The organism is Streptomyces sp. NPDC040405, assembly GCF_055595765.1.
On record NZ_JBVIVI010000010.1, the window covers coordinates 142,638 to 167,680 of the forward strand.

The window sequence follows — 25,043 nt, forward strand, 5'->3', positions numbered from 1 at the left end:
CCGCGCGCACCCCATACCCCGCAGCACCGGCCGGCACCCGCACCGTCCGGAGATTGGAACCCTCCCCATGAACCCGCAGTACAACTTCGAAGGCCAGGTCGCCCTGGTCACCGGCGCGGCCTCCGGCATGGGACTGGCCGCCGCCCGCGCCTTCGCCCGGGCAGGCGCCGCCGTCGTCCTGGCCGACGTCAACAAGGACGCCGTCCAGAAGGCCGCCGAGGAACTCACCGCCGCCGGCCACCGGGCCATCGGCGTGGTGTGCGACGTCACCGACGAGGACCAGGCCGCCGCCATGGTCCAGAGCGCGGTGGACACCTATGGCCGCCTGGACATGGCGTTCAACAACGCCGGGATCCAGGCCCCGCCCTCGGACGCCGCCGACGAGAGCGCCGAGGAGTTCGACCGCGTCAACGCCGTCAACCTGCGCGGCGTCTGGGCCGCCCAGAAGCACGAGCTGCGGCAGATGCGCACCCAGGGCTCCGGCGCGATCGTCAACTGCTCCTCCCTGGGCGGGCTGGTCGGCCTGCCCGAACGCGCCGCCTACCACGCCTCCAAGCACGGCGTGATCGGCCTGACCAAGAGCGCCGCGGTCGAGTACGCCCCCCGGGGCATCCGCATCAACGCCATCTGCCCCGGCGTCATCGAGACCCCCATGGTCGCCGACATGCTCGAAGGCCAGGCAGAAGCCATGGCCGAGATCATGAAGCAGCAGCCCATCGGCCGCCTCGGCCAGGCCGAAGAGGTCGCCGCAGCCGCCCTGTGGCTGTGCAGCCCCGCCGCCGGCTTCGTCCTCGGCGTCGCCCTGCCCGTCGACGGCGGCTACACGACCCACTGAAGCCAACATCACCTCGGACACCGGCCCGGGGCGGTGCGCACCCCCCGTCCCGCGACCGCCCCGGGCCGGGGCCCCTCACTGAACGGAAGCCCCTTCCATGAGCACCTGGGACCAGGCGCAGCTGCGTTCCTTCGCACCCGCCGATGACCTGCACGTCTCCCCTTTCCGCGAGGACGGCGTCACCTACGGCACCCCGACCTGGATCTGGTCGGTCGTTGTGGGCGGTGACCTCTACGTCCGCCCCTACCACGGCCCCGGTTCCCGCTGGTACCAGGCGGCGACAACGCAGAAAGCCGGACGCATCCGCATCGCCGACACCGACCACGAGGTGCGCTTCGCGCCCGCCGAGGAAAAGGTCCTGGACGCCGTCGACGACGCCTACCGCGCCAAGTACGCCCCCAGCCCCTACCTGGAGCACATGCTCCGGAGCGGACCTCGCTCGACGACCGTCCGCATCACCCCCGCCCTGTAGAACCCGCCGCCGAACGGCGGCAACCAGCCCAGGGCGGTCGCCGCGCCGCCCGGACGGCCACGTGAGCGCCACGGCCCCGGCCCGGCACGGCCCCCCGCGATGCCCAAGGAGCGTCATCATGGAGTACGTACGTCTCGGCACCACCGGTCTGAAGGTGAGCCGGCTCGCCCTGGGGTGCATGAGTTACGGCGATCCCACCGTCCCCGGCGCCCATCCCTGGGCGCTGACCGAGGACAAGGCGGCGCCGTTCTTCCGGCAGGCCGTCGAGCTGGGTATCAGCTTCTGGGACACCGCCAACGTCTACCAGGCCGGCACCTCCGAGGAAATCGTCGGCCGCGCCATCCCCGAGTACTCCCGGCGCGAGGACATCGTGCTCGCCACCAAGGTCCGCGGCAGGATGCACGACGGCCCCGGCGGCGAGGGTCTGTCCCGCAAGGCGATCCTCGAACAGGTCGACGCCTCCCTGGCCCGGCTGGGCACCGACTACATCGACCTCTACCAGATCCACCGATACGACGCCGAGACGCCGGTCGAAGAGACCATGGAGGCACTGCACGACGTCGTCAAGGCGGGAAAGGTCCGCTACCTCGGCGCCTCGTCCATGTACGCATGGCAGTTCGCCAAGCTCCAGCACGCCGCCGACCTCGGCGGATGGACCCGCTTCGTGTCCATGCAGAACCAGTACAACCTCCTGCGCCGCCAGGACGAGCCGGAGCTGATGGCCATGTGCGGCGACATGGGCGTGGGCCTGGTCCCCTACTCGCCCAACGGCAAGGGCCGCCTCGCCCGCCCCGTCGGCGAGCAGAGCACCCGCTCCCGAACCGACCACGTCGTGCAGTCCTTCGACAACCCGCACGACGAACCGGTCATCAACACCGTCCAGCGACTCGCCGAAACCCGCGGCGTGACCATGGCCCAGGTCGCACTCGCCTGGGTTCTGCGCAGCCCGCTGGTCTCGGCCCCCATCGTCGGAGCCACCAAGCCGCACCATCTCGAGCAGGCCGCCGACGCACTCGCTCTCCAGTTGACGGACGAGGAAGCGGCGGCCCTGGAGGCTCCGTACGTCAACACCGGACCGTCCTGGTTCTAGGAGCCTCGCGCGAACGTGGCAATCCACGATTACGGCAGCACCAGCACCGTCGTGAGGGGTGTGAGCCGTGGGGTATCGGTCCAACTCCCCCTCGGACACATATCCAAAAAGCCGGTCGATGCGACGCATCGACCGGCTTTTTGTGGTCGCCGCCAGGGCGCTCACGCGCTGCGTGCGGGGAGTGCGCCGTCTTCGGCGGTGACCACGCGGGGCATCGGGCGGGGCATCGGGCGGGTGAGGGGGGCGACGCGGGCGACCGGGCGGTCGGGGGTCGTCCGCAGGTCGGCGCGGGCGGTGCTCCACAGCCATCCGATGTCCCGGGCGAAGGACCAGACCAGCGAGGTCAGGGCCAGCAGGACGACCGCGAGGTTCGCGGGGGCCGGGAGGAGGGCGGTGGCGGCCACGAGGAGGGCGACGCCCTGGAGCGCGGCCACCGTCTTGCGGGCCATGCTGTGCGGGAGCGGCGCGTTCATCCAGGGCAGGAAGCGGGCGGCGGCGACGAAGGCGTAGCGCATGGCGCCGATCAGCAGCACCCAGGGCCCCAGCGCGGTGGCGACGTAGACGCTGAGCACCAGGATGAGGATGGCGTCGACCTCCATGTCAAACCGGGCGCCCAGGGGCGAGGAGGTTCCGGTGCGGCGGGCCACCTGGCCGTCGACGGCGTCGAGGATCAGGGCCACCGCGGTGAGCGCGGTCAGGACCGCGACCCGGGGCGGGTTCGTGAAGGAGTCGGCGACCAGCGCGGTCACGCCTCCGACGAGGGTGGCCCGGGCCAGGGTGACGCGGTTGGCGGGCCCGAACGAGGACAGCCAGGAGCGGGAGACGGCGCGGGTCAGCACGGCCCAGGTGACGGCCGCGAAGACGAGGCCGGTGAGCCAGCCCGCGGGTCCCAGGCCGAGCGAGGCGCCCAGCAGGCCGAGCAGGACGAGCTGTACGCCCGCCCCCGCGGCCGTCTCCTGCCGCAACAGCCTCGCGTTGTAAGTGTGGTTCAGGGCCACCGGGCACCCCTCCGGCTGTGTGACAGTGTCGATTGGCGCCGCGTAGCGTGTGCGCGGCTTGATGTTGTCCCGTACGTGGCGCGTCTCCCGTTTGTTCAGCGTGATGCGCGGCCCATTGTTTCCGTGCGGAGTTTCCGCCCCGTTCTATAGAGAGGACGCCGATGGAGCGCGTCGCCCGTGCTTTCTGGCTCGACTCCCCCGGTCACGGCGGGATACGGGATGTGGTGCTGCCCGAGCCCGCCGAGGGTGAGGTCGTGGTGCGCACGCTGTGCTCCGGTGTGAGCCGCGGCACGGAGGCGCTGGTGTTCCGGGGCGGGGTGCCGGAGAGCCAGTACGGCGCGATGCGGGCGCCGTTCCAGGAGGGCGACTTTCCGGGGCCGGTGAAGTACGGCTACCTCAATGTGGGGGTGGTCGAGGAGGGGCCGCCGGAGCTGGCGGGCCGTACGGTCTTCTGCCTGTTCCCGCATCAGACGCGGTACGTGGTCCCGGCGAGCGCCGTGACGCCCGTGCCGGAGGGGGTGCCCGCCGAGCGGGCGGTGCTGGCCGGGACGGTGGAGACCGCGGTGAACGCGGTGTGGGACGCGGCGCCGCTGCTCGGCGACCGGATCGCGGTGGTCGGGGCGGGGATGGTCGGGGCGTCGGTCGCGGCGCTGCTGGCCCGCCATCCGGCCGTACGGGTCCAGTTGGTGGACGCCGACCCGGCGCGCGCCGGGATCGCCGAGGCGCTCGGCGTCGACTTCGCGCTGCCGGGGGACGCCGAGGGCGAACGTGACCTCGTGGTGCACGCCAGCGCGAGCGAGGCCGGGCTCGCGCGCTCCCTGGAACTCCTCGCTCCGGAGGGCACGGTCATCGAGCTGAGCTGGTACGGCGACCGCCGGATCAGCGTGCCGCTGGGCGAGGCGTTCCACTCCCGCCGGCTGACCGTGCGCAGCAGTCAGGTGGGGACGGTGTCCCCGGTCCGCGGCGGCCGCCGCGGCTATGCGGACCGGCTGGCGGTCGCGATGGAGTTGCTCGCCGACCCCGCGCTGGACGCGCTGGTCACGGGGGAATGCGCGTTCGAGGAGCTGCCGGGGGTGATGGCCCGGATCACCGCGGGCGAGCTGCCGGGGCTGTGCCACCGGGTGCGCTACTGAGGCGCGTCCGCACGGCCGACCGAACAAGGCTGAGCTGGGGCTGAACACGGGGAAGGCATCGGCCGTACTAGAAGCCGAGATGTGCCAGCCGGACCGGGAGGGCCGTTGTTCAGCATCACCGTCCGCGATCACCTGATGGTCGCCCACAGCTTCAGCGGAGAGGTCTTCGGACCCGCGCAGCGTCTGCACGGCGCCACCTTCCTGGTGGACGCCACCTTCCGGCGCGCCGCGCTGGACGACGACAACATCGTCGTCGACATCGGACTGGCCACCCAGGAACTGAGCGCGGTGGTCGGCGACCTCAACTACCGGAACCTCGACGACGAGCCAGCCTTCAAGGGGATCAACACCTCCACCGAGTTCCTGGCCAAGGTCATCGCCGACCGGCTCGCGGAACGGGTGCACGCCGGGGCGCTCGGCGAGGGCGCGCGCGGCCTGTCGGGGATCCAGGTGACCCTGCACGAATCGCATGTCGCCTGGGCGAGTTACGAGCGTGACCTGTGACCGCGCACCTGGAGAGTCCCGGGAGCCTGTGGGGCGTCGGCAGCGGTGCCGTCCCGCCGCCGCTGCGCGAGGTGCACGTCGTCATGCCCGGCGGGGTGGACGACCCGGCCACGCCGAGCGGGGGCAATACGTACGACCGGCGGATCTGCCGGGAGCTGCCCGGCATCGGCTGGGACGTCCACGAGCACACGATCGCGGGCAGCTGGCCGCAGCCCGGGCCCGCGGCGCGCGCGGAGCTGTCCCGGCTCCTCGCGGAGCTGCCGGACGGCAGCATTGTCCTGCTCGACGGGCTCGTGGCCTGCGCCGTCCCCTATCTCGTCGTTCCCGAGGCGGAACGGCTGCGGCCCGCGGTGCTGGTGCATCTGCCGCTCGGTGAGGAGACGGGGCTCGCCCCCGGCCGGGCGGCGGACCTGGACGCGCTGGAGCGCAAGACGCTGAACGCGATGCCCGCCGTCGTGGCCACCAGCAGCTGGGCGGCCCGTCGGCTGGTGTCGCACCACGGGCTCGCCCCGGGCCGGGTCCATGTGGCCGCGCCCGGCGCCGATGTGGCACCGCAGGCGTCCGGCACGGACGAGGGCACGCGGCTGCTGTGCGTCGCCTCGGTGACCCCGCGCAAGGGTCAGCACCGGCTGGTGGAGGCGCTGGCGGAGGTCACCGACGTGCCGTGGACGCTGGAGTGCGTCGGCGGTCTCGGCCAGGACCCGCGCTATGTGGAACGGCTCCGCGAGCTGATCGAGGCGCACGGCCTCGGCGACCGGGTGCGGCTGACCGGCCCGCGCGGCGGCGCGGAGCTGGAGGCGAGCTTCGCCGGTGCCGATCTGCTGGTGCTCGCCTCGTACGCCGAGACGTACGGAATGGTGGTGACCGAGGCGCTGGCGCACGGCGTTCCGGTGCTGGCCACCGCCGTGGGCGGGATTCCGGAGGCGCTCGGGTACGCGCCCGAGGGCAGTGTGCCGGGCCTGCTCGTCACCCCGGACGACCCGGCCGCGCTCAGGTCGGCGCTGCGCCGCTGGCTGGGCGACCCCGATGTACGCCGTCGGCTGATCACGGCCGCCCGCGGCCGGCGCACCGCGCTGGACGGCTGGCGGACGACCGCAACGGATCTGGCCGGTGCGCTGGAACGACTTCGCCGTGAACCCCGGAGGGCCGCGTGACCACCACCGATACGCCCCGCTACGCGCCCGAGTGGCTGGAGTTGCGCGAGGGCGCGGACGCCGTCGCCCGCGCGCCCGAACTGCTGGAGCCGCTGCGTGCCCGGCTGGCCGAGGGGGCCGGACGCACCGGGCAGGTGATCCAGACGGGAGAGGCCGGGCAGGCACCCCGGTCCGGACGCACCGGGCAGGTGATCCATGACCTCGGTTGCGGCACCGGCTCCCTGGGCCGGTGGCTGGCGCCCCGGCTGGACGGCCCGCAGGAGTGGGTCCTGCACGACCACGACCCCGGTCTGCTGGAGCTGGCCGCCGAGCGGGCCCCGCGTACGGCCGCCGACGGCAGTCCGGTCACGGTGCGCACGCGCCGCGGCGACCTGGGCTCGCTGACCGCGGCGGACCTGGCCGGTGCGTCGCTGGTGACGGCTTCCGCGCTACTGGACGTGCTCACCGCCGAGGAAATAGAAGGGCTCGCCGCGGCCTGTGCCGGCGCGGGCTGCCCGGTGCTGCTGGCGCTGTCGGTGGCGGGCCGGGTCGAGCTGACCCCGGAGGATCCGCTGGACGCGGAGATCGCCGACGCCTTCAACGCCCATCAGCGCCGCTCCGGTCTGCTGGGGCCGGACGCCGTCGCGGTGGCCTCCGAGGCGTTCGCCCGGCACGGTGCGACCGTACGGACGCACGCCAGCCCCTGGCTGCTGGGCGCCGCGGAATCCGCGCTGGCGGCGGAGTGGCTGCGGGGCTGGGTGGGCGCGGCCGTGGAGCACCGGCCGGACCTGGAGCCGCGCGCCGAGACGTATCTGCGGCGCCGTCTGGCGGAGTGCGCGGCGGGTGAACTGCGGGTGGTGGTGCACCACGACGACCTGCTCGCCCTGCCGCGGCCGGTGACTCCCGCGCATCCCGCGCCGACGGGCGAAGTGTCATGAGCGCGACGATCCGGGCCAGGCTCGGCACCCTCGCCGGAGCGGCCATCATCGCGGTGCTGCTGTGGCAGATGGGCACCGGCGCCTTCCTCGACGGGCTGCGCCGCATCGACGGCCTCACCCTGCTGGCCGCCCTCGGACTGGGCCTGCTGACCACCGTGTTCAGCGCCTGGCGCTGGTGCGTGGTGGCGCGGGCGCTGCGCATCCGGCTGCCCCTGGTGCAGGCCGTCGCCGACTACTACCGCTCCCAGTTCCTCAACGCGGCGCTGCCCGGCGGCGTCCTGGGCGATGTGCACCGCGCGGTACGGCACGGGCGGACCGAGGGCGATGTCGCCCGGGGCGTGCGCGCCGTGGTGCTGGAGCGGACCGCGGGTCAGGTGGTGCTGGTGATGGTCGGCGTGGCGCTCCTGTTCGCCCGGCCCTCGTTCGCCCTGTCCGAGACCGGCCGGGTGCTCCACGCCGTGGCCACGACGCCCGGCGCCGCACTCGCGCTGCTCGCGGTGTGCGCGCTCGGGGCCGTGGCCGTCGTACGGCTGCGCCGCAGGCCCGGCACCTCGCGGGGGCGCCGGGCGCTGCGCGCCGCGCTCACCGAGGCGCGGCTCGGGCTGCTGGCCCGCGCGAGCTGGCCGGGGGTCGTGCTCTCGTCCGCGGTGGTGCTGGCGGGCTATCTCGGGATGTTCCTGCTGGCCGCGCGGGCGGCGGGATCAACCGCCCCGGCGGTCCAGCTGGTCCCCATCATGGTGCTGGCCCTGCTCGCCATGGCGCTGCCGCTGAACGTCGGCGGCTGGGGTCCCCGCGAGGGCGTCACCGCGTGGGCCTTCGGCACCGCGGGCCTGGGCGCCGCGCAGGGGCTGACGGTCGCCGTCGTGTACGGGGTGCTCACCTTCGCCGCGAGCCTGCCCGGTCTGGGTGTGCTGGTCGGGCAGTGGGCCGTCGGGCTGCGGCGTCCCCAGGTCCAGCTCGAAGAGGGTGTCCTCGCCAAGGCGGGCCCGGCGGGTGCGGGGCCGCAGGGCGTCGCGCATGACGGGGGTGCCGTCGAAGCGGAGCCCCGGGATGCCGTCGCCGAGCAGAACCGGTGCCACGGTGACGTACAGCCGGTGCAGCGCGTCGTCGTGCAGAAAGCGCGACACCGTGACGCCGCCGCCCTCGACCAGCACCCGGCCGAGCCCGCGCGCCGCAAGCGCCTCCACCAGGCGCTGCGGCGTGAACGCGGCACGGTCCGGCAGGGTCAGTACGTCAACTCCGTCCGGCGCCGTCCGCCCGTTCCCGGCGTCCGCTCCCACCGCCCACAGGGTCGGCGCTGAGCCGTCGGTGAAGACCCGGCGATGCGGAGGTACCCGGCCGTGCGGATCGAGGACGACGCGCACCGGATGCGGTCCGGCGCAGGCGCGCACGGTGAGCTGGGGGTCGTCCGCGATGGCGGTCCCGGCCCCGATCACCACGGCGTCGGTGAGGGCGCGAAGCCGGTGCAGATGGCGCCGGTCCTCCTCGCCGGTGACGTAGTCGGCGTCGCCGGTACGGGTCGCGATGAAGCCGTCGAGGCTCTGGCCGAGCTGGGCGATCGTCAGCCGCGGTCCGGCCAGGCAGAGCGGCAGATAGCGGTCGGCGAGTTCGTCCGCCTCCGCGGTGGCGTCCTCGCGCCAGCGCACCGCGCCGTTCGCACCGCGCACCAGCCCGGCGGCCCGGGCCTCGGCCACGGTCCGTATGGAGTGCAGCCGCTCCCATGCCCGCGCCGTGTCCAGCGTCGTCATCGCGTCTCCGTTTCCTGTCGCTCGCCGACCTGCTCGTCGACTCGTTCGCCGACCTGCTCGCCGACGACAGAAAGGTACTCGGCGAAGGATTCGGTGAGTGCGGCGAGAAGTTCTTTTCCCTTGTCGGCGGAGGCCAGAGAAGGGCGGCCGATGACACCGGACTCGGTGTACTCGGCCATACCGAGGGTCAGCAGATGCTTCCGGTCGTCGGCGAGACAATCGGAGGTTTCATAACCGGGACGGACGAGTTCGGGATGGGCATGCAACAGGATGGAGGTCTCCACTTCTCCGGCGTGCATATCGCTGTACGACGGGGTCAGGACACCGGCCCTGGTGCGGGCCGTGTCCCAGTCGGCCGAGCCCGGGAAAAGCGCCATGCGGGTACCGGTGCCCGCGGATTCCTGAACAATGTTGCGCAGGACGTAATTTCCGCCGTGCCCGTTCACCAGAATCAGCGAACCGATACCGGAGCGGCGCAGCGATCCGGCGATGTCGCGCACCACGGAGTACAGGGTCGCGGCGGAGATGGAGACCGTGCCCGGCCAGTCCGCGTGCTCGTGCGAGCAGGAAACCGTGACGGGCGGGAGGAGCTGGACCGGATACGCCGCGGCGATCTCCCGGGCGATGGTGCAGGCGATGACCGTGTCCGTCACCAGCGGGAGATACGCGCCGTGTTGCTCGAAGCTGCCGATCGGCAGGACGGCGACACCGGGCCGCAGGGCCCGCATCTCCTCCGTGGTCGTCGACGGCAGGAGCTCCGAGGCCCACTGCTCCGGCGTTTCCGAATCGCTCATGTTCTACGGGCCTTTCGTTCTTCGTGCTTCGCACTTCGTGCTACGGATGCGCGGCCAATCACCCGGCCGTCTTTGCCATTTTCCCCTACGCCACCCGGCGTTTACCAGATAGGGTTGCAACATGACAGCAAGTGATAGCGTGTTGGTCGACAGCGCTCGTCGGTCTGATGTCGAACGAGTGGTGAATCTCCGGCTGTCCACCGTGCACGGCGATTTTCTCGCCTTCGGCTACCAGGACCACAATCGCGGAGATGAACAGATCGCGCTGGTATACGGCGACGTCAAGGGCGAGGACGCACTGACGCGCGTGCATTCCGAGTGCCTGACCGGAGACGCCTTCGGCTCCCGGCACTGCGAATGCGGCGACCAACTGTCCGCGGCGCTGCGCGCCATCGTGAGCGAGGGACGGGGCATTCTCGTCTACCTCCGCGGCCACGAGGGCCGGGGAATCGGCCTGCTGGCCAAGCTCCAGGCGATGCAGCTGCAGGCGGAGGGCCTCGACACGGTCGAGGCCAACCTCGCCCTCGGCCTCCCGGACGACGCCCGCGACTACCAGGTGGCGGCGGAGATGCTGCACGACCTCGGGGTGCGCTCCATACGGCTGCTCTCCAACAACCCGCGCAAGCGCGAGGCGCTGCTGCGCCACGGCATCAAGATCAGCGAGCAGGTTCCGCTGCTGATCCAGCCGTGCGAGGAGAACCTGCCCTACCTGCTGACCAAGCGGGAGCGGATGGACCACTACCTGCCGCATCTGGACGGCGTGCTGTCGTCCGTCGACGGCGGCGCCGAGCGGTCCTGAACGGCGCGCGGAGCCGGTGGCGCCGACGGCGCGGCGGGCCCGCCGCGCCGTCGGCGATCTCTGTGCACGGGGTCGCGAACAGGCGATCAGCGCATACATGTCCGATGATGTGAAGCATGGACGTGGAGATCACGCTCCGGGTGGACGGTACGGAACACCGGCTCACCGTCGACACCCGTACGACGCTGCTGGACGCCCTCCGCGAGCGGCTGGGGAACACCAGCCCCAAGAAGGGCTGTGACCATGGCCAGTGCGGCGCCTGCACCCTCCTGCTCGACGGCCGCCGCGTCCTCGCCTGTCTGGCGCTGGCGGTGGCGCACCAGGGCGCCGACATCGTCACGGCCGCCGGTCTCGCGAACGGCGCCGGGGGTGACGGCGAGGGCGACGGGCTGCATCCGCTCCAGCGCTCGTTCATCGCCCATGACGCGTTCCAGTGCGGCTACTGCACCCCCGGCCAGATCTGCTCGGCGGTGGGCATGCTGCGCGAGGCCGCGGCGGGCTGGCCGAGCGCCGTGGCCAAGGATCCGAACGCCGCCGACGTGGTGCTGGACGACGAGGAGATCGCCGAGCGCATGAGCGGCAACCTGTGCCGCTGCGCCGCGTACGCCAACATCGTCCCGGCCATCGCCGATGTCGCACACCGGGACGAGGCGGCGGCCCACCGGGACGAGGGAGCGCGCCGATGAAGCCCTTCCGCTACGAGCACGCCGACACCGTGGCGGCGGCCGTGACCGCGCTGGCCGAGGAGCCGGAGGCGGCGTATCTGGCCGGTGGCACGAACCTGGTCGATCTGATGCGGCTGGAGGTGGCGACCCCCGAGGTGCTGATCGACGTGCGGCGGCTCACCTCGGACCGGATCGAGGAGCTGCCGGACGGGTCGCTGCGCATCGGCGCCGCCGTCCCCAACAGCGATCTGGCCGCCGACCGGCGGGTCCGGCGGCGCTATCCGGTGCTCTCGCAGGCCGTACTGTCGGGCGCCTCGGGCCAGTTGCGCAACCTCGCCACCACCGGCGGGAACCTGTTGCAGCGCACCCGCTGCGCGTACTTCCAGAACGTGACCACCCCGTGCAACAAGCGCGAGCCGGGGTCGGGCTGTTCGGCGCTGGAGGGCCATCAGCGCGACATGGCGATCCTGGGCGCCTCGCCTTCCTGTGTGGCCACCCACCCCTCCGACATGGCGGTCGCGCTGGCGGCGCTCGACGCCGTGGTCTGCGTACAGGGGGTCCATGGCCTTCAGGGCATACAAGGCATCGAGGACGGCGAGCGGCGCATCGCGCTGACCGAGCTGCACCGGCTGCCCGGCGACACCCCCGAGCGGGACACGGTGCTGCAACGGGGGGAGCTGATCACGGCCGTGGAGCTGCCGCCGCCCGACTTCACCACCACCTCCCGCTACCGCAAGGTGCGCGACCGCGCCTCGTACGCCTTCGCGCTGGTGTCGGTCGCCGCCGCGCTGGACGTCGAGGACGGGGGGACCGTACGCGACGTACGCATCGCGCTCGGCGGCGTGGCGCACAAGCCGTGGCGGGCGTGGAAGGCCGAGGAGTCGCTGCGCGGCGCGCCCGCGACGTGGGACAGCTTCCGGGACGCCGCCGCGGCCGAGCTGGCCCAGGCGGACCCGCTGCCGGGCAACGCCTTCAAGGTGGCGCTCGCCCGCAACACCCTCGTCGCCACGCTGCTCGATCTGCTGGAGGTGGCACGATGAGCGAGGTCAGGGAGCGGCCGCTGGCGGTCGGCCGGCCGCTGCGCCGGATCGACGGCGCGCTGAAGGTCACCGGCACCGCCACGTACGCCTTCGAATGGCCCGTCGAGCACCCCGCCTATCTCCATCCGCTGCAGGCCACCATCGCCGCCGGGCGGATCACCGGGGTCGACACGGCCGCCGCGGAGGCCGAGCCGGGGGTGCTGGCCGTGCTCACCCATCTCACCGCGCCGCGGCTGACCTTGCCGGATGATCCGGAGCTGGCGGTGCTGCAGTCCGACGAGGTGGCCTGGCGTGGGCAGTTCACCGGTGCGGTGGTCGCGGAGACCCCGGAGACGGCCCGGTACGCGGCGGGCCTGGTCCGCTTCACCTACGAGCAGCGCCCGCCCGACGTGGCGCTGCGCGAGGACCGGAACGACCTCTACAAGCCGGTGGACGCGGCCCAGTTCGGCCAGGGCGGCGGCGAACTCATGGACGGCTCCCCCGCCGACAGCGTCCTCGGCGACGCCGATACGGCACTGGCCGCCGCGCACACCATGCTGGACGCCACGTACACCACGCCGATGAACCACAACAATCCGATGGAGCCGCACACCGCCGTGGTCACCTGGTCCGACGGCGAGCTGCTGGTGTACTGCTCCACGCAGGGCGCGACGATGAGCCGCGATCTGCTCGCCGCCACGCTGGGGCTCGAACCCGGCCGGGTGCGGGTGGTGTCCCCGCACGTCGGCGGCGGCTTCGGGTCGAAGGTGTATCCGCACACGTACGCGGTGCTCGCCGCGATGGCGTCGCGGACCGTGCGCCGACCGGTCAAGTTCGCCCTGACCCGCCAGCAGATGTTCGCGCTGGTGGGCTTCCGCCCGGCGTCCGTCCAGCGGATCCGGCTCGGCGCCGACCCCGACGGCAGACTCACCGCCGTCACCCATGACGTGGTCGAGCAGACCGCCCGGGCCAAGGGGTACGCCGACCAGGTGGCCGTGTGCACCCGGATGATGTACGCCGCCCCCCACCGGCGCACCACCCACCGGCTGGCCCCGCTGGACATCCCGGTGCCGACGATCATGCGGGCGCCGGGCGAGGGGCAGGGCATGTTCGCGCTGGAGTCGGCGATGGACGAGATGGCGATCGCCTGCGGCATGGACCCGGTGGAGTTCCGCGTCCGCAACGAGCCGGACGTCCACCCCGAGTCCGGACTGCCGTTCTCCAGCCGCCATCTGGTGTCCTGTCTGCGCGAGGGCGCCCGCCGGGCCGGCTGGGAGCGCCGCGACCCGACGCCCCGGGCGCGCCGGATGGGCCGCTGGCTGATCGGGACCGGGGTGGCCGCCTCCACGTACCCCTCCCCGCGCCTCCCGGGCAACGCGGCGACGGTCCGGATCACCCCGGACGGGCACTGCACGGCGCTGATCGCCGCCGCCGACCTGGGCACCGGCACCTGGACGGCGCTCACCCAGATCGCCGCGGACGCGCTCGGCGTGCCGGTCGAGCGGGTGGAGCTGCGGATCGGGGACACCACCCTGCCGAGCGCCTCCCCCGCCGGTTTCTCCTCCGGCATCAACAGCTGGGGCTCGTCGATCGCGGAGGCCGCCCGCCAGCTGCGGACGCTCCTGGAGACCGGACACGGCGGCGTGATCCCGCCGGACGGCCTGGAGGTCACCGCCGACATGCCCGTGAACACCGACGCCGAGCGGTACGCGATGCACAGCTTCGGCGCGCAGTTCGCCGAGGTCCGGGTGGACGCGGACACCGGCGAGATCCGGGTGCCCAGACTGCTCGGCATGTTCGACGTGGGCCGGGTCATCAACCCCAGAACCGCCCGCTCCCAGCTGCTGGGCGGCATGACGCAGGGCATGTCGATGGCGCTGTACGAACACAGCGTGCTGGACCCCCGGTTCGGACACGTGGTCAACCAGGACTTCGCCCAGTACCACATCGCCGCCAACGCCGATGTGCACGCGATCGAGGCGCACTGGCTGGACGAGACGGACCCGCACACCAATGTGATGGGCGCCAAGGGCCTCGGCGAGGTATGCATCGTCGGCACGGCCGCGGCCATCGCCAACGCCGTGCACCACGCCACGGGTGTGCGGGTACGGGACCTGCCGGTCACCCTCGACAAGCTGCTGCCCTGACACACGGTCCGCGGCGTTCAAGCGGGAGCGTGGGGTCAGCCCGCGGGGGCGCCGCGTTCGCCGTGGCGGGGGGTGCGGAGGGTGATCGGGGGGACGCGTAGGCAGCCGTCGGGGCCGCAGGTGGTGGTGCGGTCGTAGAGGTCCATGAGGCGGCGGACGCCGCGGGCGATGTCGTAGCGCTCGACCGCGTCCGGCACCGGGTATCGCCTCGGGCCCGCGGCGGCCTCGCGGCGCAGGGCGTCGGCGAGGGGGGCCGCGCCGGGGGCGATGCGTCGGGCGGCGGGGGCGGCGTCGGCGGGGAGTTCGTCGAGGGCCGGGCAGACGGTGTACAGCACCGGAAGACCGGCGGCGAGGGCTTCCAGCGGCGCGAGCCCGAACGCCTCCTCGGCGGACGGCGACACCAGGACGTCCATGGCGGCCAGCAGCCCGGGCAGCCCGGCGGGCCGGTCGTCGGACGGGGCGACGGCCCCGTCCCGCTCCCCCAGCAGCCGGATGCGGTCGGCCGCGCCGAGCCGGGCGGCCAGGTCCTCCAGGGCGGGGCGCTCGGGCCCCTCGCCGACCAGCAGCAGCCGGGCCCCGGGGACGGCGGCGACGGCACGTACCGCCGTGTCGAACCGCTTGGCGGCCACCAGGCGGCCGACCGCGCCGACGACGAAGGCCCGTTCGGGGATGGCGAGGCGGGCGCGGGCGGCGGCGCGGATGGCGGGGGTGAAGCGGAAGTGGCGGGCGTCGATGCCGTTGGGCACCAGGTGGATGCGGTGGTTGGGCACGCCCCAGTCGCGCAGCCGGTCGGCGACGGTGGCCGAGACGGCGACGGTCGCGGAGCCGAGCCGTTCGGCGGCCAGATAGCGGGCGCGGACGGCGGGGTTCAGGGGGCGGCCGTCGACGCTGCGCTCGCCCAGGGCGTGTTCGGTGGCGATCACGGCCCGTACGCCCGCCAGCCGGGCGGCGATCCGGCCGTAGACACAGGCCCGGTAGAGGTGGGTGTGCACCAGGTCGTAGCCGCCGGAGCGGATGGTGCGCACCAGGGCGGGCAGCGCCCGCAGCTCGCCCGCGCGGCCGTCCAGGGGCAGATGGGTGACCGGGATGCCGTCGGTGCGGATGCCGTGTGCGGTTCTGCCCGGTGCGGCGAGGGCGACCACGTCGCAGCGCACCGGCACATGGCGCAGCAGCAGCCGCAGTTGCTGCTCGGCGCCGCCCGCACCGAGGCGGGAGATGATGTGCAGAACTCTCATCGGGCGACCCCGCCCCATCCTCCGTTGTGCAGCCGTGGATCCGTGGACTGGCGTTTTTCACGCGATCCCCGACCTTGCCAGAGGGCGGGATGTAAATCACGTAAGACGCGCGCTGATGGGCCGTCAGGGTGGCCCTTTCGCGGCCTATCGCCAGGGGCGCGCCGAAAATCCGATGTACGCAATACCGCCACATCCGATTGTTACCTTCTCATCTCGCGCGATGACATGACGAATGTGGACCGTCCGGGTCATCGCGGCGCGACATCCGGTTCCAGACAGCCCGCGGGAGTGCCCATGTCTGCACAGACCCCCGTCAGAGATTCGAGAAACGCCCGAGATCCGCGTCGTGGAGTCGCTCCCGCCGCCGCGCGCGCCGCCGGAAAAGCCGCCGGGCACGCCGCTGGGCACCCCGCCGCACCCCCGCATGCGCGCCCCGCCCCGGATGCCGCGCACCCCGGCTCGGCCGCGGTGTACGAGTACAAGCGGTACAGCGAGCTGGCGGGCCCGCTGACGGAGCCGCCCGCCGACCGCCCGTACCGGGTGCGCAGCCGCAGCCTGCTGGCGCAGGAGCCGCACCGGATCCGGGCGGCACTGCTGCTGTGCGGGGCGCCGGTGTGCTCGGCGCTGCTGCTGCTCTGGCTGCTGCGGCCGGACCACTGGGCGACACGCGGCTATGTGACGGCGTGGGAGACCGCGGCGGATGTCGCGATGCTGGTCTCGATCGCGCTGATCGAGACGTTCCGGCTGGTCACGGTCATCTCCAACGCTCACGCGACGCTGGTGGCCCGGGATCCGGTACCGGTGACCGCCGAACGCGGCACCCGGGTGGCGTTCCTGACGAGTTTCGTGCCCGGCAAGGAGCCGATCGGGATGGTCCGCGCCACGCTGGAGGGCGCGGTGCGCATCCGGCACCAGGGGACGATGGACGTCTGGCTGCTCGACGAGGGGGACGACGCGGAGGTCAAGGAGCTGTGCGCGCGGCTCGGCGTACGGCACTTCTCCCGCAAGGGCGTCGAGAAGTGGAATCAGCCGAAGGGCGCTTTCCGGGCGAAGACGAAGCACGGGAATTACAACGCCTGGCTGGACGCACACGGCGACGCTTATGAATTCATGGCATGTGTGGACACCGACCATGTGCCGCTGCCCAACTTCCTGGAGCGCATGCTCGGTTACTTCCGCGATCCGGACATCTCCTTCGTGGTGGGTCCGCAGGTGTACGGAAACTACGACACCGCCGTCACCAAGGCCGCCGAAAGCCAGCAGTTCCTGTTCCACGCGCTGATCCAGCGGGCCGGGAACTCCTACGGAAGCCCGATGTTCGTGGGCACCAACAACGCGGTGCGGATCAGTGCGCTGCGCGGCATCGGCGGGCTGTACGACTCGATCACCGAGGACATGGCCACCGGATTCGAGCTGCACCGCCACCGCAACCCGGCCACCGGCAAGAAGTGGCGCTCGGTCTACACCCCTGACGTGCTCGCCGTCGGCGAGGGCCCCAGCTCCTGGACGGACTTCTTCACCCAGCAGATGCGGTGGAGCCGGGGCACCTACGAGACGGTGCTCAAGCAGTTCTGGAAGGCCCCGTTCACGCTGTCCCCGGGGAAGCTGCTGAACTACACGCTGCTGATCACGTACTACCCGATGACCGCGGTCAACTGGCTGCTCTCGGCGCTGTCCTGCACGCTGTTCCTGATGCTGGGGGCCTCCGGGATCCGCATCCCGGCCGAGCTGTGGATGATGCTCTACAGCGACGCCGCGATGCTGCAGATCGGGCTGTACATCTGGAACCGCCGCCACAACGTCTCCCCGCACGAGCCCGAGGGGTCGGGCGGGCTCGCCGGAATGCTGCTGTCCGCCCTGTCCGCGCCGATCTACGTCAAGTCGCTGTTCGACGCGGTGCTGCGGCGCAGGAGCCGGTTCGTGGTCACGCCCAAGGGCGACTCGTCCAGCCCCGACCGGCTCTCCACGTTCCGTATCCATCTGCTGTGGGGCACGCTCTTCGGCACCTCGCTCACGGCCTCGTTCTTCCTCGGGCACACGCATGCGGCGATGCGGATGTGGGCGGTCCTCGCGCTCGCGCTGTGCCTGGCGCCGGTGGCCATCTGGTACGGCGGGGTGCTGCGGGACCGGCGCCGCCCGGTGGCGGCGCCGGCCGTACCGACCGCGCGGGCGGACAGCGCGGGCCCGTGCGCCCCGGCGGCCGCGGCGAAGGACCCGGACGCGGTGTGCGCCCTGTGATACCGGAACGCGGCGCGTGATGCGGAAACGCGCCGCGTGGCAAGCGAAGCGCAGCGCGCCTCAGCGGCGGCCCGGACCGTGTCCGTCACGGCCCGGGCCGTCGGCGTTCCGGGCCAGGCCGAGCGCGTACTCGGGCCACCAGCGGCCCGCCGGGGGACCGCCGTTGCACGTCCCGTCGGACTCGCCGGGCCGCTTGATCCACAGATACGCGTCCACCAGCCGGTCCCCGGTGTGGGTGCTCGGCGGCTCACCCAGCGCCCGCCCCGGCGGGTTGCACCAGGCCTTCTCCGACCGGACCTCGTGCCGGGCCGCGCCCCTGCGCCGCAGCGGGCCGTTGCCGTTGCGGCTGGTGTCGATGACGAAGTGCGCCCCGCCCACCGCCCTGGACAGCCGGTGGCCGTAACGCTTGGTGCGGCCGGTGGGCTGGAAGTTGGAGACGTTCAGGGAGAAGCCGTCCGCCTGCTCGACGCCGCTCTTGAGCATCGGCACCATCAGCCGGGCGGGGTTCTTGATCCACCCCGCGTTCCCGGCGTCCAGATACACCCGTACGCGGGGCAGCGCGGCGAACGCGGCGACCGCGTCGCGCAGCAGCGTCAGCCGGGGGCCGATCAGGCGGCGGGGCACACAGCCGTCGACGACCTGCGCCACCGCGTCGGGCTCCAGCACGACGATCGCCTTCCGGTCGCCGATGCCGAGCGCGATCTGCTCGATCCACCTCCGGTAGGCCGCGCCGTTCGGCGCGCCGCCCCTCGAGTAGCCGCCGCAGTCCCGGTACGGGATGTTGTAGGCGACCAGCACCGGGGTGGTCCCGGTCCGGGCCGCGGATCCGGTGATGAAGCGCACCCGTTCGCGGGGGTCGGGGCCGAGCCATTCGGCGACCGGCTGCCGTGCGATGCGGCGGATCAGGGCGGCGTCCCCGTCCTTGCCGCCGTTCTTCCCCTCCTCCCGCGCCCGGACGTGCCGGGCGGCCGGGCCGTCCGGGTTCACCCAGAGCCCGCCCCGCCGCGGCGGGGGGTCGGAGATCTGACAGCCGCTCAGCGGCAGCATCGCCATGACACCGCATGCGGCCACTGCCGCCATTTGCCGCATAACAGACTTTTTTGGATATTTCTCGCGCATGCGACGCATCATGGCACCGCGTGCCGTCGGTTCAGCGGACGCGGCGTTCGGGGTGTTCGGGGCCGTCGTCCTCCGGGCGCCACAGCGGATGCTCGCGGGCCGCCCACTCCGGGTCGACCCGCCCGGTGCGCATCCCGCGCCGCGCCTCCGGATCGGCGAGCGCCTTCCCGATGTGCCCGATCACCACGATGCCGACGGCCAGCGCCAGCCAGTCGTGGATGAAGGTGGCGCTGGTGCGCCACATCAGCGGGGCCAGCCCGGTGAACCACATCAGCGATCCCGTGCCCGCCATCACCAGCACCGCGCCCGCGGTCCAGGCCGCGTACACCTTCTGACCCGCGTTGAACTTGCCCGCCGGGCGCTCCGCACGGCTGTGGTCGCGGCGCAGCGCGGCCCGCAGCCAGCGGCGGTCGTGCGGTCCGAAGCGGTTGAGGCGGCCCAGGTCGGCCCGGAAGGCGCGGGAGGCGAGGCCGAGGAGGGCCGGTACGAGCGCCAGGATGCCGGTCCACTCGTGGACGGTGACCACGAGAGCGCGGCGGCCCACGAGTTGGGCCAGGTCGGGCACGTACAGGCAGGCCGCGCTCACCACGCACACGCCCAGCAGCGCGGCCGTCGTGCGGTGGATCCACCGCACGGCGGGCGCGAAGCGGCGCACCCGGCGCGCGGTGGCGGCCGGGGCCGCGGCGGGCCGGGGCGGCGGGGCCTCAGGCAGTGGGGGCATCGTCGCGTCCGTTCGATCTGCCGACCCAGCCGTCCACGTCGTAGCCGCGCTCCTCCCAGTAGCCGGGGCGCACCTCGTCGGTGACGGTGATACCGGAGAGCCACTTCGCCGACTTGTAGAAGTACATGGGCGCGACGTAGAGCCGGACCGGACCGCCGTGCGCATGGCCCAGCGGCTTGTCCTGCATCCGCAGCGCCACCAGGACGTCCGGGCGGCGCGCCTGGTCGAGGGTGAGGCTCTCGGAGTACGCCCCGTCGAAGCAGGTGAACCGGACCGCCTTGGCGCGACGGCTCACCCCGGCGGCGTCCAGCAGCGTCGACAGCCGCACCCCCTCGAACGGCGTCTTCGGCACCCGCCACCCGGTGACGCACTGGACGTCCTTGACGAGCCGGGCCTGCGGGAGCGCGCGCAGCTCGGCGAGCCGGTAGTCGGCGGGCTTGTCGACGAGCCCGCCCACGGTGAGGCGGTAGCTGGTGGCGTCCTTGTGCGGGACGGAGGAGGTCACGGAGTAGTACCGGAACCCGCCCCCGTTGGGCAGCAGCCCGGTCACCCCGGTGGGGTCCTTGTCGGCGACCGCGCCGAGCGTCTTCTCCAGCCCGCGCTGCGCCCAGGGAGCGACGGCCATACCGGCGGCGCCGAGGCCGAGCATGCCGAGCAGGATGCGGCGGCCGACGGGTGCGCCGTGGTCGTCGTCGCCGGATGTTGCGTCCATGCCCTGATAAGACCACCGGGCGGGGTGGCGCACCACCGTCTGTGGCTTTTCGTCAGACTTCCGTCAGATCTGAACGCCGCGGGTGGCGCCCTCCGGGGGTTCTTCCCCCACCCCGCCCCTTCCCGAACCGGGGCGCCGCCCCGGGCCCCGCCGCGCGGTGGCTACGGGAGGAGCAGTCCGAGCCGTCCACGCTGCCCGGGCCTCGGACATTGGCCGGACGGCGATCCGCACCGGACCTGGTGCGCACCGCGCGGGCCCGCACCGCCGCTTGCCGCGCGGCGGTGGCCCGGCCCGGGCGCTCGGCGTCCCATGGGGCGGCCCAGCGACCCGGCCAAAGGCCCCGGGGCGCGGGGACGCAGAGGGCGCGGGGCCCGGTTACGACACCGCCCTGGCCGCCGCGCGGCACGCTGTTGGCCCCGGGAGCCGGATCCGGCGCGTCCGCACCGCCGCACGCCACGCGGCAGCGGCCCGGCCCAGGCGGTCGGCGGCCGAGGGGCGATCCGGTGGCCCGGTGGGGTCAGGAGACTGCCTTGGCCGCCGCGCGGCGCGCTGTTGGCCCCGGGAGCCGGATCCGGCGCGTCCGCGCCGCCGCGCGGCAGCGGCACGGCCCCGGGCGGTCGGCGGCCGAGGGGCGATCCGGTGGCCCGGTCAAAGGGCCCGGGTGCCCAAGGGGCGCGGGGCCCGATTACGACACCGCCCTGGCCGCCGCGCGGCACGCTGTTGGCCCCGAGAGCCGGATCCGGCGCGTCCGCGCCGCCGCGCGGCAGCGGCACGGCCCCGAGCGGTCGGCGGCCGAGGGGCGATCCGGTGGCCCGGTGGGGTCAGGAGACTGCCTTGGCCGCCGCGCGGCCTGCCGTGCGGCCCGAGAAGAGGCAGCCGCCCAGGAAGGTGCCCTCCAGGGAGCGGTAGCCGTGGACGCCGCCGCCGCCGAAGCCTGCCGCCTCGCCCGCCGCGTAGACGCCCGGCAGCGGCTCGCCGCCCTCCGTCAGCACCCGCGACGACAGATCCGTCTCCAGCCCGCCCAGCGTCTTGCGGGTGAGGATGTTCAGCCGTACGGCGATCAGCGGACCCGCCTTGGGGTCGAGGATGCGGTGCGGGGCGGCGGTGCGGATGAGCCGGTCGGCGATGTACTTGCGGGTCCCGCGCAGGGCGGTGACCTGGAGGTCCTTGGTGTAGGGGTTGGCGATCTCGCGGTCCCGGGCCACGATCTCGCGGCGCAGTTCGGCCTCGTCGATGAGCGGGTCCTCGGTCAGTTCGTTCATCCGCCGCACGAGGGCGGGCAGCGAGCGTTCGACGATGAAGTCCGCGCCGTGGTCCATGAACGCCTGGACCGGCCCCGGCGCCCCGGCCCGCCCGCGGCCGAGCACATCGCGGACGCTCTTGCCCGTCAGGTCCGGGTTCTGCTCGGAGCCGGAGAGCGCGAACTCCTTCTCGATGATCTTTTGGGTGAGGACGAACCATGTGTAGTCGTACCCGGTCCGCATGATGTGTTCGAGCGTGCCGAGGGTGTCGAAGCCGGGGAAGAGCGGGACCGGGAGCCGCTTTCCGCGGGCGTCGAACCAGAGCGACGAGGGGCCGGGCAGGATGCGGATGCCGTGCCGGGGCCAGATCGGGTTCCAGTTCTCGATGCCCTCGGTGTAGTGCCACATCCGGTCGCGGTTGATGAGGTGGCCACCGGCCGCCTCCGTGACGCCGAGCATCTCGCCGTCCACATGCGCGGGGACGCCGGAGATCATCCGCTCGGGCGGGGAGCCCAGCCGCTCGGGCCAGTTGGCGCGTACGAGGTCGTGGTTGCCGCCGATGCCGCCGGAGGTGATGATCACGGCCTGGGCGCGCAGCTCGAAGGAGCCGGTCACCTCACGGCTGCTGGCCGTGCCCCGCTCGGCGCGGCTGTGCTCCAGCACCTCGCCCGTGACGGTGTCGACGGTGCCCGCGCTCCGCGAGAGCCCGGTGACCCGGTGCCGGAAGCGCAGGTCGACCAGGCCGCGGGCGGCCGCGGCGCGCACCCGGCGCTCGAAGGGGGCGACGACGCCGGGGCCGGTGCCCCAGGTGATGTGGAAGCGGGGTACGGAGTTGCCGTGCCCCGTCGCGTCGTAGCCACCGCGCTCGGCCCAGCCGACGAGGGGGAACAGCCGCAGCCCCTGGGCGTGCAGCCAGGACCGCTTCTCGCCCGCCGCGAAGTCCACGTACGCCTCGGCCCAGCGGCGCGGCCAGTGGTCCTCCTCGCGGTCAAAACCGGCCGTGCCCAGCCAGTCCTGCCAGGCGAGTTCGCGGCTGTCGCGGACGCGCAGCCGACGCTGTTCGGGCGAGTCGACGAGGAAGAGGCCGCCGAAGGACCAGTGGGCCTGGCCGCCGAGCGACTGCTCGGGCTCCTGGTCGAGCAGGATGACCTTGCGGCCCGCGTCGGCCAGCTCGGCGGTGGCCGCGAGGCCCGCCAGGCCCGCCCCGACCACGATCACATCCGCGTCGTACGCCATGGTTGGTGGTGTCCCGTCCTCGTCAGCCGGTCGACGGTGTCGTCGGGTGCGATCCTGCCTACCGGCCAGTACGGCGTCAACTGCCGCGATGGCGGGGGTGAGAGCGCTTTCCGGACACGGTCGACCTCAGCCTATAGCTCTCTTCTGCAGCAAAAGGGAACAATCCCTCATCACTATTGGACACCCTTCAGCCAAACCGGCATCATCAACGACCATGGCTGACCGCTCCGTTGAGCAATCCGGGCCGCCGTATCCGGCGGACAAGCGCATCGTGAATCCGACACTTGTCACCCCCGGTCCCCAGCCGATCGAGGCGGGTGACGCCGTCACCCCGCACATCCTCCAGGGCGAGATCATCGGCCCCCGGCACGCCCGCGCCCGCCGTCGCGGCATCGACCCGCGGCGCAAGGCGGCCGCCGGGGCGATCCTGCTGTCGGCCACCGGCGCGGCCACCGCGCTCTTCATGCTCATGGGCAAGGACGCGCGCGAGGCACAGGCCGCACCGGGGCACGACGCGCCCTCCGCCGTCCCCGACGCGCCGGAGCCGAAGGCCGCCGCGTACGGCGACTCGGCCGTGGGTGACAAGCCGCTGCGCGGTTCGCGTACGTCCGAGCCCGCGGCCCCGGCGCCCGCCGCGCAGCCGACGACGCAGGCTCCGGCCGCCCCGGCCGCCGAGCCCCGCACCCCGTCGTCCGGGCAGCAGGCCAAGCCCGCCTGGTCCGACGCTGCCGAGAGGTGGCGGGAGCGGGCCGAGGAGTGGCGGCAGTGGGCCGGTGAGCAGGCCCGGCGGCAGGCGCAACAGCAGGCCGACGCCCAGGGACAGGGCGGCGCCGGTCAAGGTCAGGGTCAAGGCCAGGGCCAGGGCCAGGGCCAGGGGCGCTGGGGGAACGGTCAGGGGAACGGCAACGGCTACCCCGGCGGCGGCTCCGGCCCGTACGGCCGGGGTGGCCAGGGCGGCGGCCCCTACGGCGGTGGCCCCTCGCGCTGACCGCGGCGCCATCTGCTTGTATGTCCACATGCCTGATCAGGAGCCGCTTTCCGCCGACGAACTGCTGGACATCGTGGACGAGCGGGACCGGGTGATAAGCCAGGCCCGTCGCGGTGACGCCACCGCCCACCGGCTGCGCCACCGATGCGTCTTCGTCCTCGTACGCGACCCCGAGGGACGCGTCTTCGTCCATCGCCGCACCGACCGGAAGCTGGTCTTCCCCTCGCTGTACGACATGTTCGTCGGCGGGGTCGTCGGAGCGGGCGAGAGCTACGACGAGGCGGCGCTGCGCGAGGCGGAGGAGGAGCTGGGCGTCCAGGGGCTGCCCGCCCCCGTACCGCTGTTCTCCTTCCTCTACGACACCCCCGAGCACACCTGGTGGAGCCGGGTCTACGAGGTGCGCTGCGACCTTCCGGTCGCCCCGCAGGCCGAGGAGATCGCCTGGCACGACTTCCTCACTGACGAGGAGCTGGAGCGGCGGCTCACCGATTGGGAGTGGGTACCGGACGGCTCGGAGGCGTACCGGCGGCTGCTGGACTGGCGCCGTGAGAGGCCCACCCCGTGACCGGAGGCAAGCTCGGGGAGGCCGTGGCGAGCGTCCGGCTGTGGTTCGCGCCCGAACGGCTCCGCGAGGAGGGCGACACCCCCGACTACCGCTTCTCGCTCGCCAACGAGCGCACCTTCCTGGCCTGGCTGCGCACCGCGATGGCCCTGGTGGGCGGCGGTTTCGCGGTCGACCAGTTCCTGCCGGACACCGGCCGCCCGCTCCGGCTGACCCTCGCGCTCGTGCTGCTCGCGGGCGGCGCGGTGTGCGCCCTGCGCGCCCTCAACCACTGGATCCGCTGCGAGCGCGCCATGCGGCGCGGCGAGGACCTGCCGGTGTCGCGCTTCCCGGTGATGCTGGGGCTGGCCGTCGGGCTGGTCGCGCTGCTGATGGTGCTCGTCGTCGCCGTGGGGTGGGGCGGGTGACCGAGCCGGTGCGGGACCCCGGCCTCCAGCCGGAGCGCACCCGGCTGGCGTGGCGGCGTACGACGCTGGCCTGCGCCGTGGCCGCCTCGCTCGCGGGGCGGCAGACCCTGCACGCGGGCATCGGCCCGCTCTCGGTGCTGGCCCTGTCGCTGGTCGTCCTGTCCGGGCTGGCCTTCCTGGCCGTGGCACACCGCCGCATCCGCCATCTGCACGCCCCGCGCCCGCCCCTGCTGACCCCGCGCGCCGCGGCGGCAGCGGTGGGCTGTGTGCTGGCGGCGGCGGTGTGCGGTGCGGCCATGCTGAGCTGAC

At 73.2% G+C, this 25,043-nt stretch carries 23 protein-coding genes and 2 pseudogenes; 17 read left to right on the forward strand and 8 right to left on the reverse strand.

What is annotated here, in order from left to right; genetic code table 11:
• Nucleotides 1-67: 67 nt before the first annotated feature.
• The 3 genes from ACZ59A_RS33975 (at nucleotide 68) to ACZ59A_RS33985 (ending at nucleotide 2,397) form a co-directional block, all read left to right on the forward strand.
• Nucleotides 68-835, forward strand: coding sequence for an SDR family NAD(P)-dependent oxidoreductase (locus tag ACZ59A_RS33975; protein ID WP_470966797.1), 768 nt, complete (start codon nucleotides 68-70; stop codon nucleotides 833-835).
• Between the two features lie 97 nt (nucleotides 836-932).
• The gene (locus tag ACZ59A_RS33980) at nucleotides 933-1,307 is read left to right on the forward strand and encodes a DUF2255 family protein (RefSeq protein ID WP_470966799.1); all 375 of its coding nucleotides are present in this window, start codon (nucleotides 933-935) and stop codon (nucleotides 1,305-1,307) included.
• Between the two features lie 118 nt (nucleotides 1,308-1,425).
• Nucleotides 1,426-2,397 carry an aldo/keto reductase gene (locus ACZ59A_RS33985; protein ID WP_470966802.1) on the forward strand — a complete coding sequence of 324 codons (972 nt, stop codon included), beginning with the start codon at nucleotides 1,426-1,428 and terminating at the stop codon, nucleotides 2,395-2,397.
• 161 nt (nucleotides 2,398-2,558) lie between these two features.
• On the opposite strand, the gene ACZ59A_RS33990 is transcribed toward ACZ59A_RS33985, so the two are convergent.
• Nucleotides 2,559-3,395: a CDP-alcohol phosphatidyltransferase family protein gene (locus tag ACZ59A_RS33990; protein WP_470966805.1), complete on the reverse strand. Its 837-nt coding sequence runs from the start codon at nucleotides 3,393-3,395 to the stop codon at nucleotides 2,559-2,561.
• Nucleotides 3,396-3,556: 161 nt separating this feature from the next.
• Between ACZ59A_RS33990 and ACZ59A_RS33995 the strand changes: the two genes are divergently transcribed.
• The 5 genes and pseudogenes from ACZ59A_RS33995 to ACZ59A_RS34015 all read left to right on the forward strand — a co-directional run.
• A complete protein-coding gene (locus tag ACZ59A_RS33995) occupies nucleotides 3,557-4,528 on the forward strand; it encodes a zinc-dependent alcohol dehydrogenase (protein ID WP_470966808.1) in 972 nt (323 codons plus the stop codon).
• 105 nt (nucleotides 4,529-4,633) lie between these two features.
• Nucleotides 4,634-5,032: a 6-pyruvoyl trahydropterin synthase family protein gene (locus ACZ59A_RS34000; protein WP_468050503.1), complete on the forward strand. Its 399-nt coding sequence runs from the start codon at nucleotides 4,634-4,636 to the stop codon at nucleotides 5,030-5,032.
• Nucleotides 5,029-6,186, forward strand: coding sequence for a glycosyltransferase family 4 protein (locus ACZ59A_RS34005; protein WP_470966811.1), 1,158 nt, complete (start codon nucleotides 5,029-5,031; stop codon nucleotides 6,184-6,186). Before ACZ59A_RS34000 ends, ACZ59A_RS34005 begins: the two co-directional genes overlap by 4 nt.
• Nucleotides 6,183-7,103 carry a class I SAM-dependent methyltransferase gene (locus tag ACZ59A_RS34010; protein WP_470966814.1) on the forward strand — a complete coding sequence of 307 codons (921 nt, stop codon included), beginning with the start codon at nucleotides 6,183-6,185 and terminating at the stop codon, nucleotides 7,101-7,103. The genes ACZ59A_RS34005 and ACZ59A_RS34010 overlap by 4 nt, the downstream gene beginning before the upstream one ends.
• Before the next feature lie 68 nt (nucleotides 7,104-7,171).
• Nucleotides 7,172-7,936: pseudogene (locus ACZ59A_RS34015) on the forward strand (lysylphosphatidylglycerol synthase transmembrane domain-containing protein); the annotation flags it as partial.
• Nucleotides 7,937-8,209: 273 nt separating this feature from the next.
• Here the strand turns inward: ACZ59A_RS34015 and ACZ59A_RS34020 are convergent.
• Both ACZ59A_RS34020 and ACZ59A_RS34025 read right to left on the reverse strand, forming a co-directional pair.
• Nucleotides 8,210-8,851: pseudogene (locus ACZ59A_RS34020) on the reverse strand (RibD family protein); the annotation flags it as partial.
• Nucleotides 8,848-9,645: a creatininase family protein gene (locus tag ACZ59A_RS34025; protein ID WP_470966816.1), complete on the reverse strand. Its 798-nt coding sequence runs from the start codon at nucleotides 9,643-9,645 to the stop codon at nucleotides 8,848-8,850. The gene ACZ59A_RS34025 and the pseudogene ACZ59A_RS34020, both read right to left, overlap by 4 nt.
• A 121-nt stretch (nucleotides 9,646-9,766) precedes the next feature.
• Between ACZ59A_RS34025 and ribA the strand changes: the two genes are divergently transcribed.
• The 4 genes from ribA to ACZ59A_RS34045 all read left to right on the forward strand — a co-directional run bounded on the left by ribA (nucleotide 9,767) and on the right by ACZ59A_RS34045 (nucleotide 14,275).
• Nucleotides 9,767-10,444, forward strand: a complete 678-nt coding sequence (gene ribA, locus ACZ59A_RS34030) for a GTP cyclohydrolase II (RefSeq protein WP_385445656.1) — start codon at nucleotides 9,767-9,769, stop codon at nucleotides 10,442-10,444.
• 116 nt (nucleotides 10,445-10,560) lie between these two features.
• On the forward strand, nucleotides 10,561-11,130 hold the full coding sequence (locus tag ACZ59A_RS34035) for a 2Fe-2S iron-sulfur cluster-binding protein (RefSeq protein WP_470966819.1): 570 nt from the start codon (nucleotides 10,561-10,563) through the stop codon (nucleotides 11,128-11,130).
• Entirely contained in the window at nucleotides 11,127-12,149 is a 1,023-nt protein-coding gene (locus ACZ59A_RS34040; RefSeq protein ID WP_470966821.1) for an FAD binding domain-containing protein, read from the forward strand. Before ACZ59A_RS34035 ends, ACZ59A_RS34040 begins: the two co-directional genes overlap by 4 nt.
• A complete protein-coding gene (locus tag ACZ59A_RS34045) occupies nucleotides 12,146-14,275 on the forward strand; it encodes a xanthine dehydrogenase family protein molybdopterin-binding subunit (protein WP_470966824.1) in 2,130 nt (709 codons plus the stop codon). The genes ACZ59A_RS34040 and ACZ59A_RS34045 overlap by 4 nt, the downstream gene beginning before the upstream one ends.
• 35 nt (nucleotides 14,276-14,310) lie before the next feature.
• Here the strand turns inward: ACZ59A_RS34045 and ACZ59A_RS34050 are convergent, their stop codons facing one another.
• Nucleotides 14,311-15,510, reverse strand: coding sequence for a glycosyltransferase (locus ACZ59A_RS34050; protein ID WP_470966827.1), 1,200 nt, complete (start codon nucleotides 15,508-15,510; stop codon nucleotides 14,311-14,313).
• Between the two features lie 294 nt (nucleotides 15,511-15,804).
• Here ACZ59A_RS34050 and ACZ59A_RS34055 point away from each other — a divergent pair, with 294 nt between their 5' ends.
• Nucleotides 15,805-17,748, forward strand: coding sequence for a glycosyltransferase family 2 protein (locus ACZ59A_RS34055; RefSeq protein ID WP_470966829.1), 1,944 nt, complete (start codon nucleotides 15,805-15,807; stop codon nucleotides 17,746-17,748).
• Nucleotides 17,749-17,808: 60 nt separating this feature from the next.
• Here the strand turns inward: ACZ59A_RS34055 and ACZ59A_RS34060 are convergent, their stop codons facing one another.
• From ACZ59A_RS34060 to ACZ59A_RS34075, 4 genes are all read right to left on the reverse strand, one after another.
• Nucleotides 17,809-18,828, reverse strand: coding sequence for a glycoside hydrolase family 6 protein (locus tag ACZ59A_RS34060; protein ID WP_470966832.1), 1,020 nt, complete (start codon nucleotides 18,826-18,828; stop codon nucleotides 17,809-17,811).
• Between the two features lie 70 nt (nucleotides 18,829-18,898).
• Entirely contained in the window at nucleotides 18,899-19,588 is a 690-nt protein-coding gene (locus ACZ59A_RS34065; protein ID WP_470966834.1) for a cytochrome b/b6 domain-containing protein, read from the reverse strand.
• Nucleotides 19,572-20,300, reverse strand: coding sequence for a molybdopterin-dependent oxidoreductase (locus tag ACZ59A_RS34070; protein ID WP_470966836.1), 729 nt, complete (start codon nucleotides 20,298-20,300; stop codon nucleotides 19,572-19,574). The genes ACZ59A_RS34065 and ACZ59A_RS34070 overlap by 17 nt, the downstream gene beginning before the upstream one ends.
• An 821-nt stretch (nucleotides 20,301-21,121) precedes the next feature.
• On the reverse strand, nucleotides 21,122-22,777 hold the full coding sequence (locus ACZ59A_RS34075) for an FAD-binding dehydrogenase (RefSeq protein WP_470966839.1): 1,656 nt from the start codon (nucleotides 22,775-22,777) through the stop codon (nucleotides 21,122-21,124).
• A 214-nt stretch (nucleotides 22,778-22,991) separates the two neighbouring features.
• On the opposite strand from ACZ59A_RS34075, the gene ACZ59A_RS34080 reads away from it, so the two are divergent.
• The 4 genes from ACZ59A_RS34080 to ACZ59A_RS34095 are packed head-to-tail and all read left to right on the forward strand — an operon-like array spanning nucleotide 22,992 to nucleotide 25,042.
• Nucleotides 22,992-23,765, forward strand: a complete 774-nt coding sequence (locus ACZ59A_RS34080; RefSeq protein ID WP_470966841.1) for a hypothetical protein — start codon at nucleotides 22,992-22,994, stop codon at nucleotides 23,763-23,765.
• Between the two features lie 28 nt (nucleotides 23,766-23,793).
• The gene (locus tag ACZ59A_RS34085; RefSeq protein WP_470966843.1) at nucleotides 23,794-24,330 is read left to right on the forward strand and encodes an NUDIX hydrolase; all 537 of its coding nucleotides are present in this window, start codon (nucleotides 23,794-23,796) and stop codon (nucleotides 24,328-24,330) included.
• Complete coding sequence (locus ACZ59A_RS34090) at nucleotides 24,327-24,734, forward strand: YidH family protein (RefSeq protein WP_470966846.1); 408 nt, start codon at nucleotides 24,327-24,329, stop codon at nucleotides 24,732-24,734. Before ACZ59A_RS34085 ends, ACZ59A_RS34090 begins: the two co-directional genes overlap by 4 nt.
• A complete protein-coding gene (locus ACZ59A_RS34095) occupies nucleotides 24,722-25,042 on the forward strand; it encodes a DUF202 domain-containing protein (protein ID WP_468050488.1) in 321 nt (106 codons plus the stop codon). The genes ACZ59A_RS34090 and ACZ59A_RS34095 overlap by 13 nt, the downstream gene beginning before the upstream one ends.
• The last annotated feature ends 1 nt before the right edge of the window (nucleotide 25,043 follow it).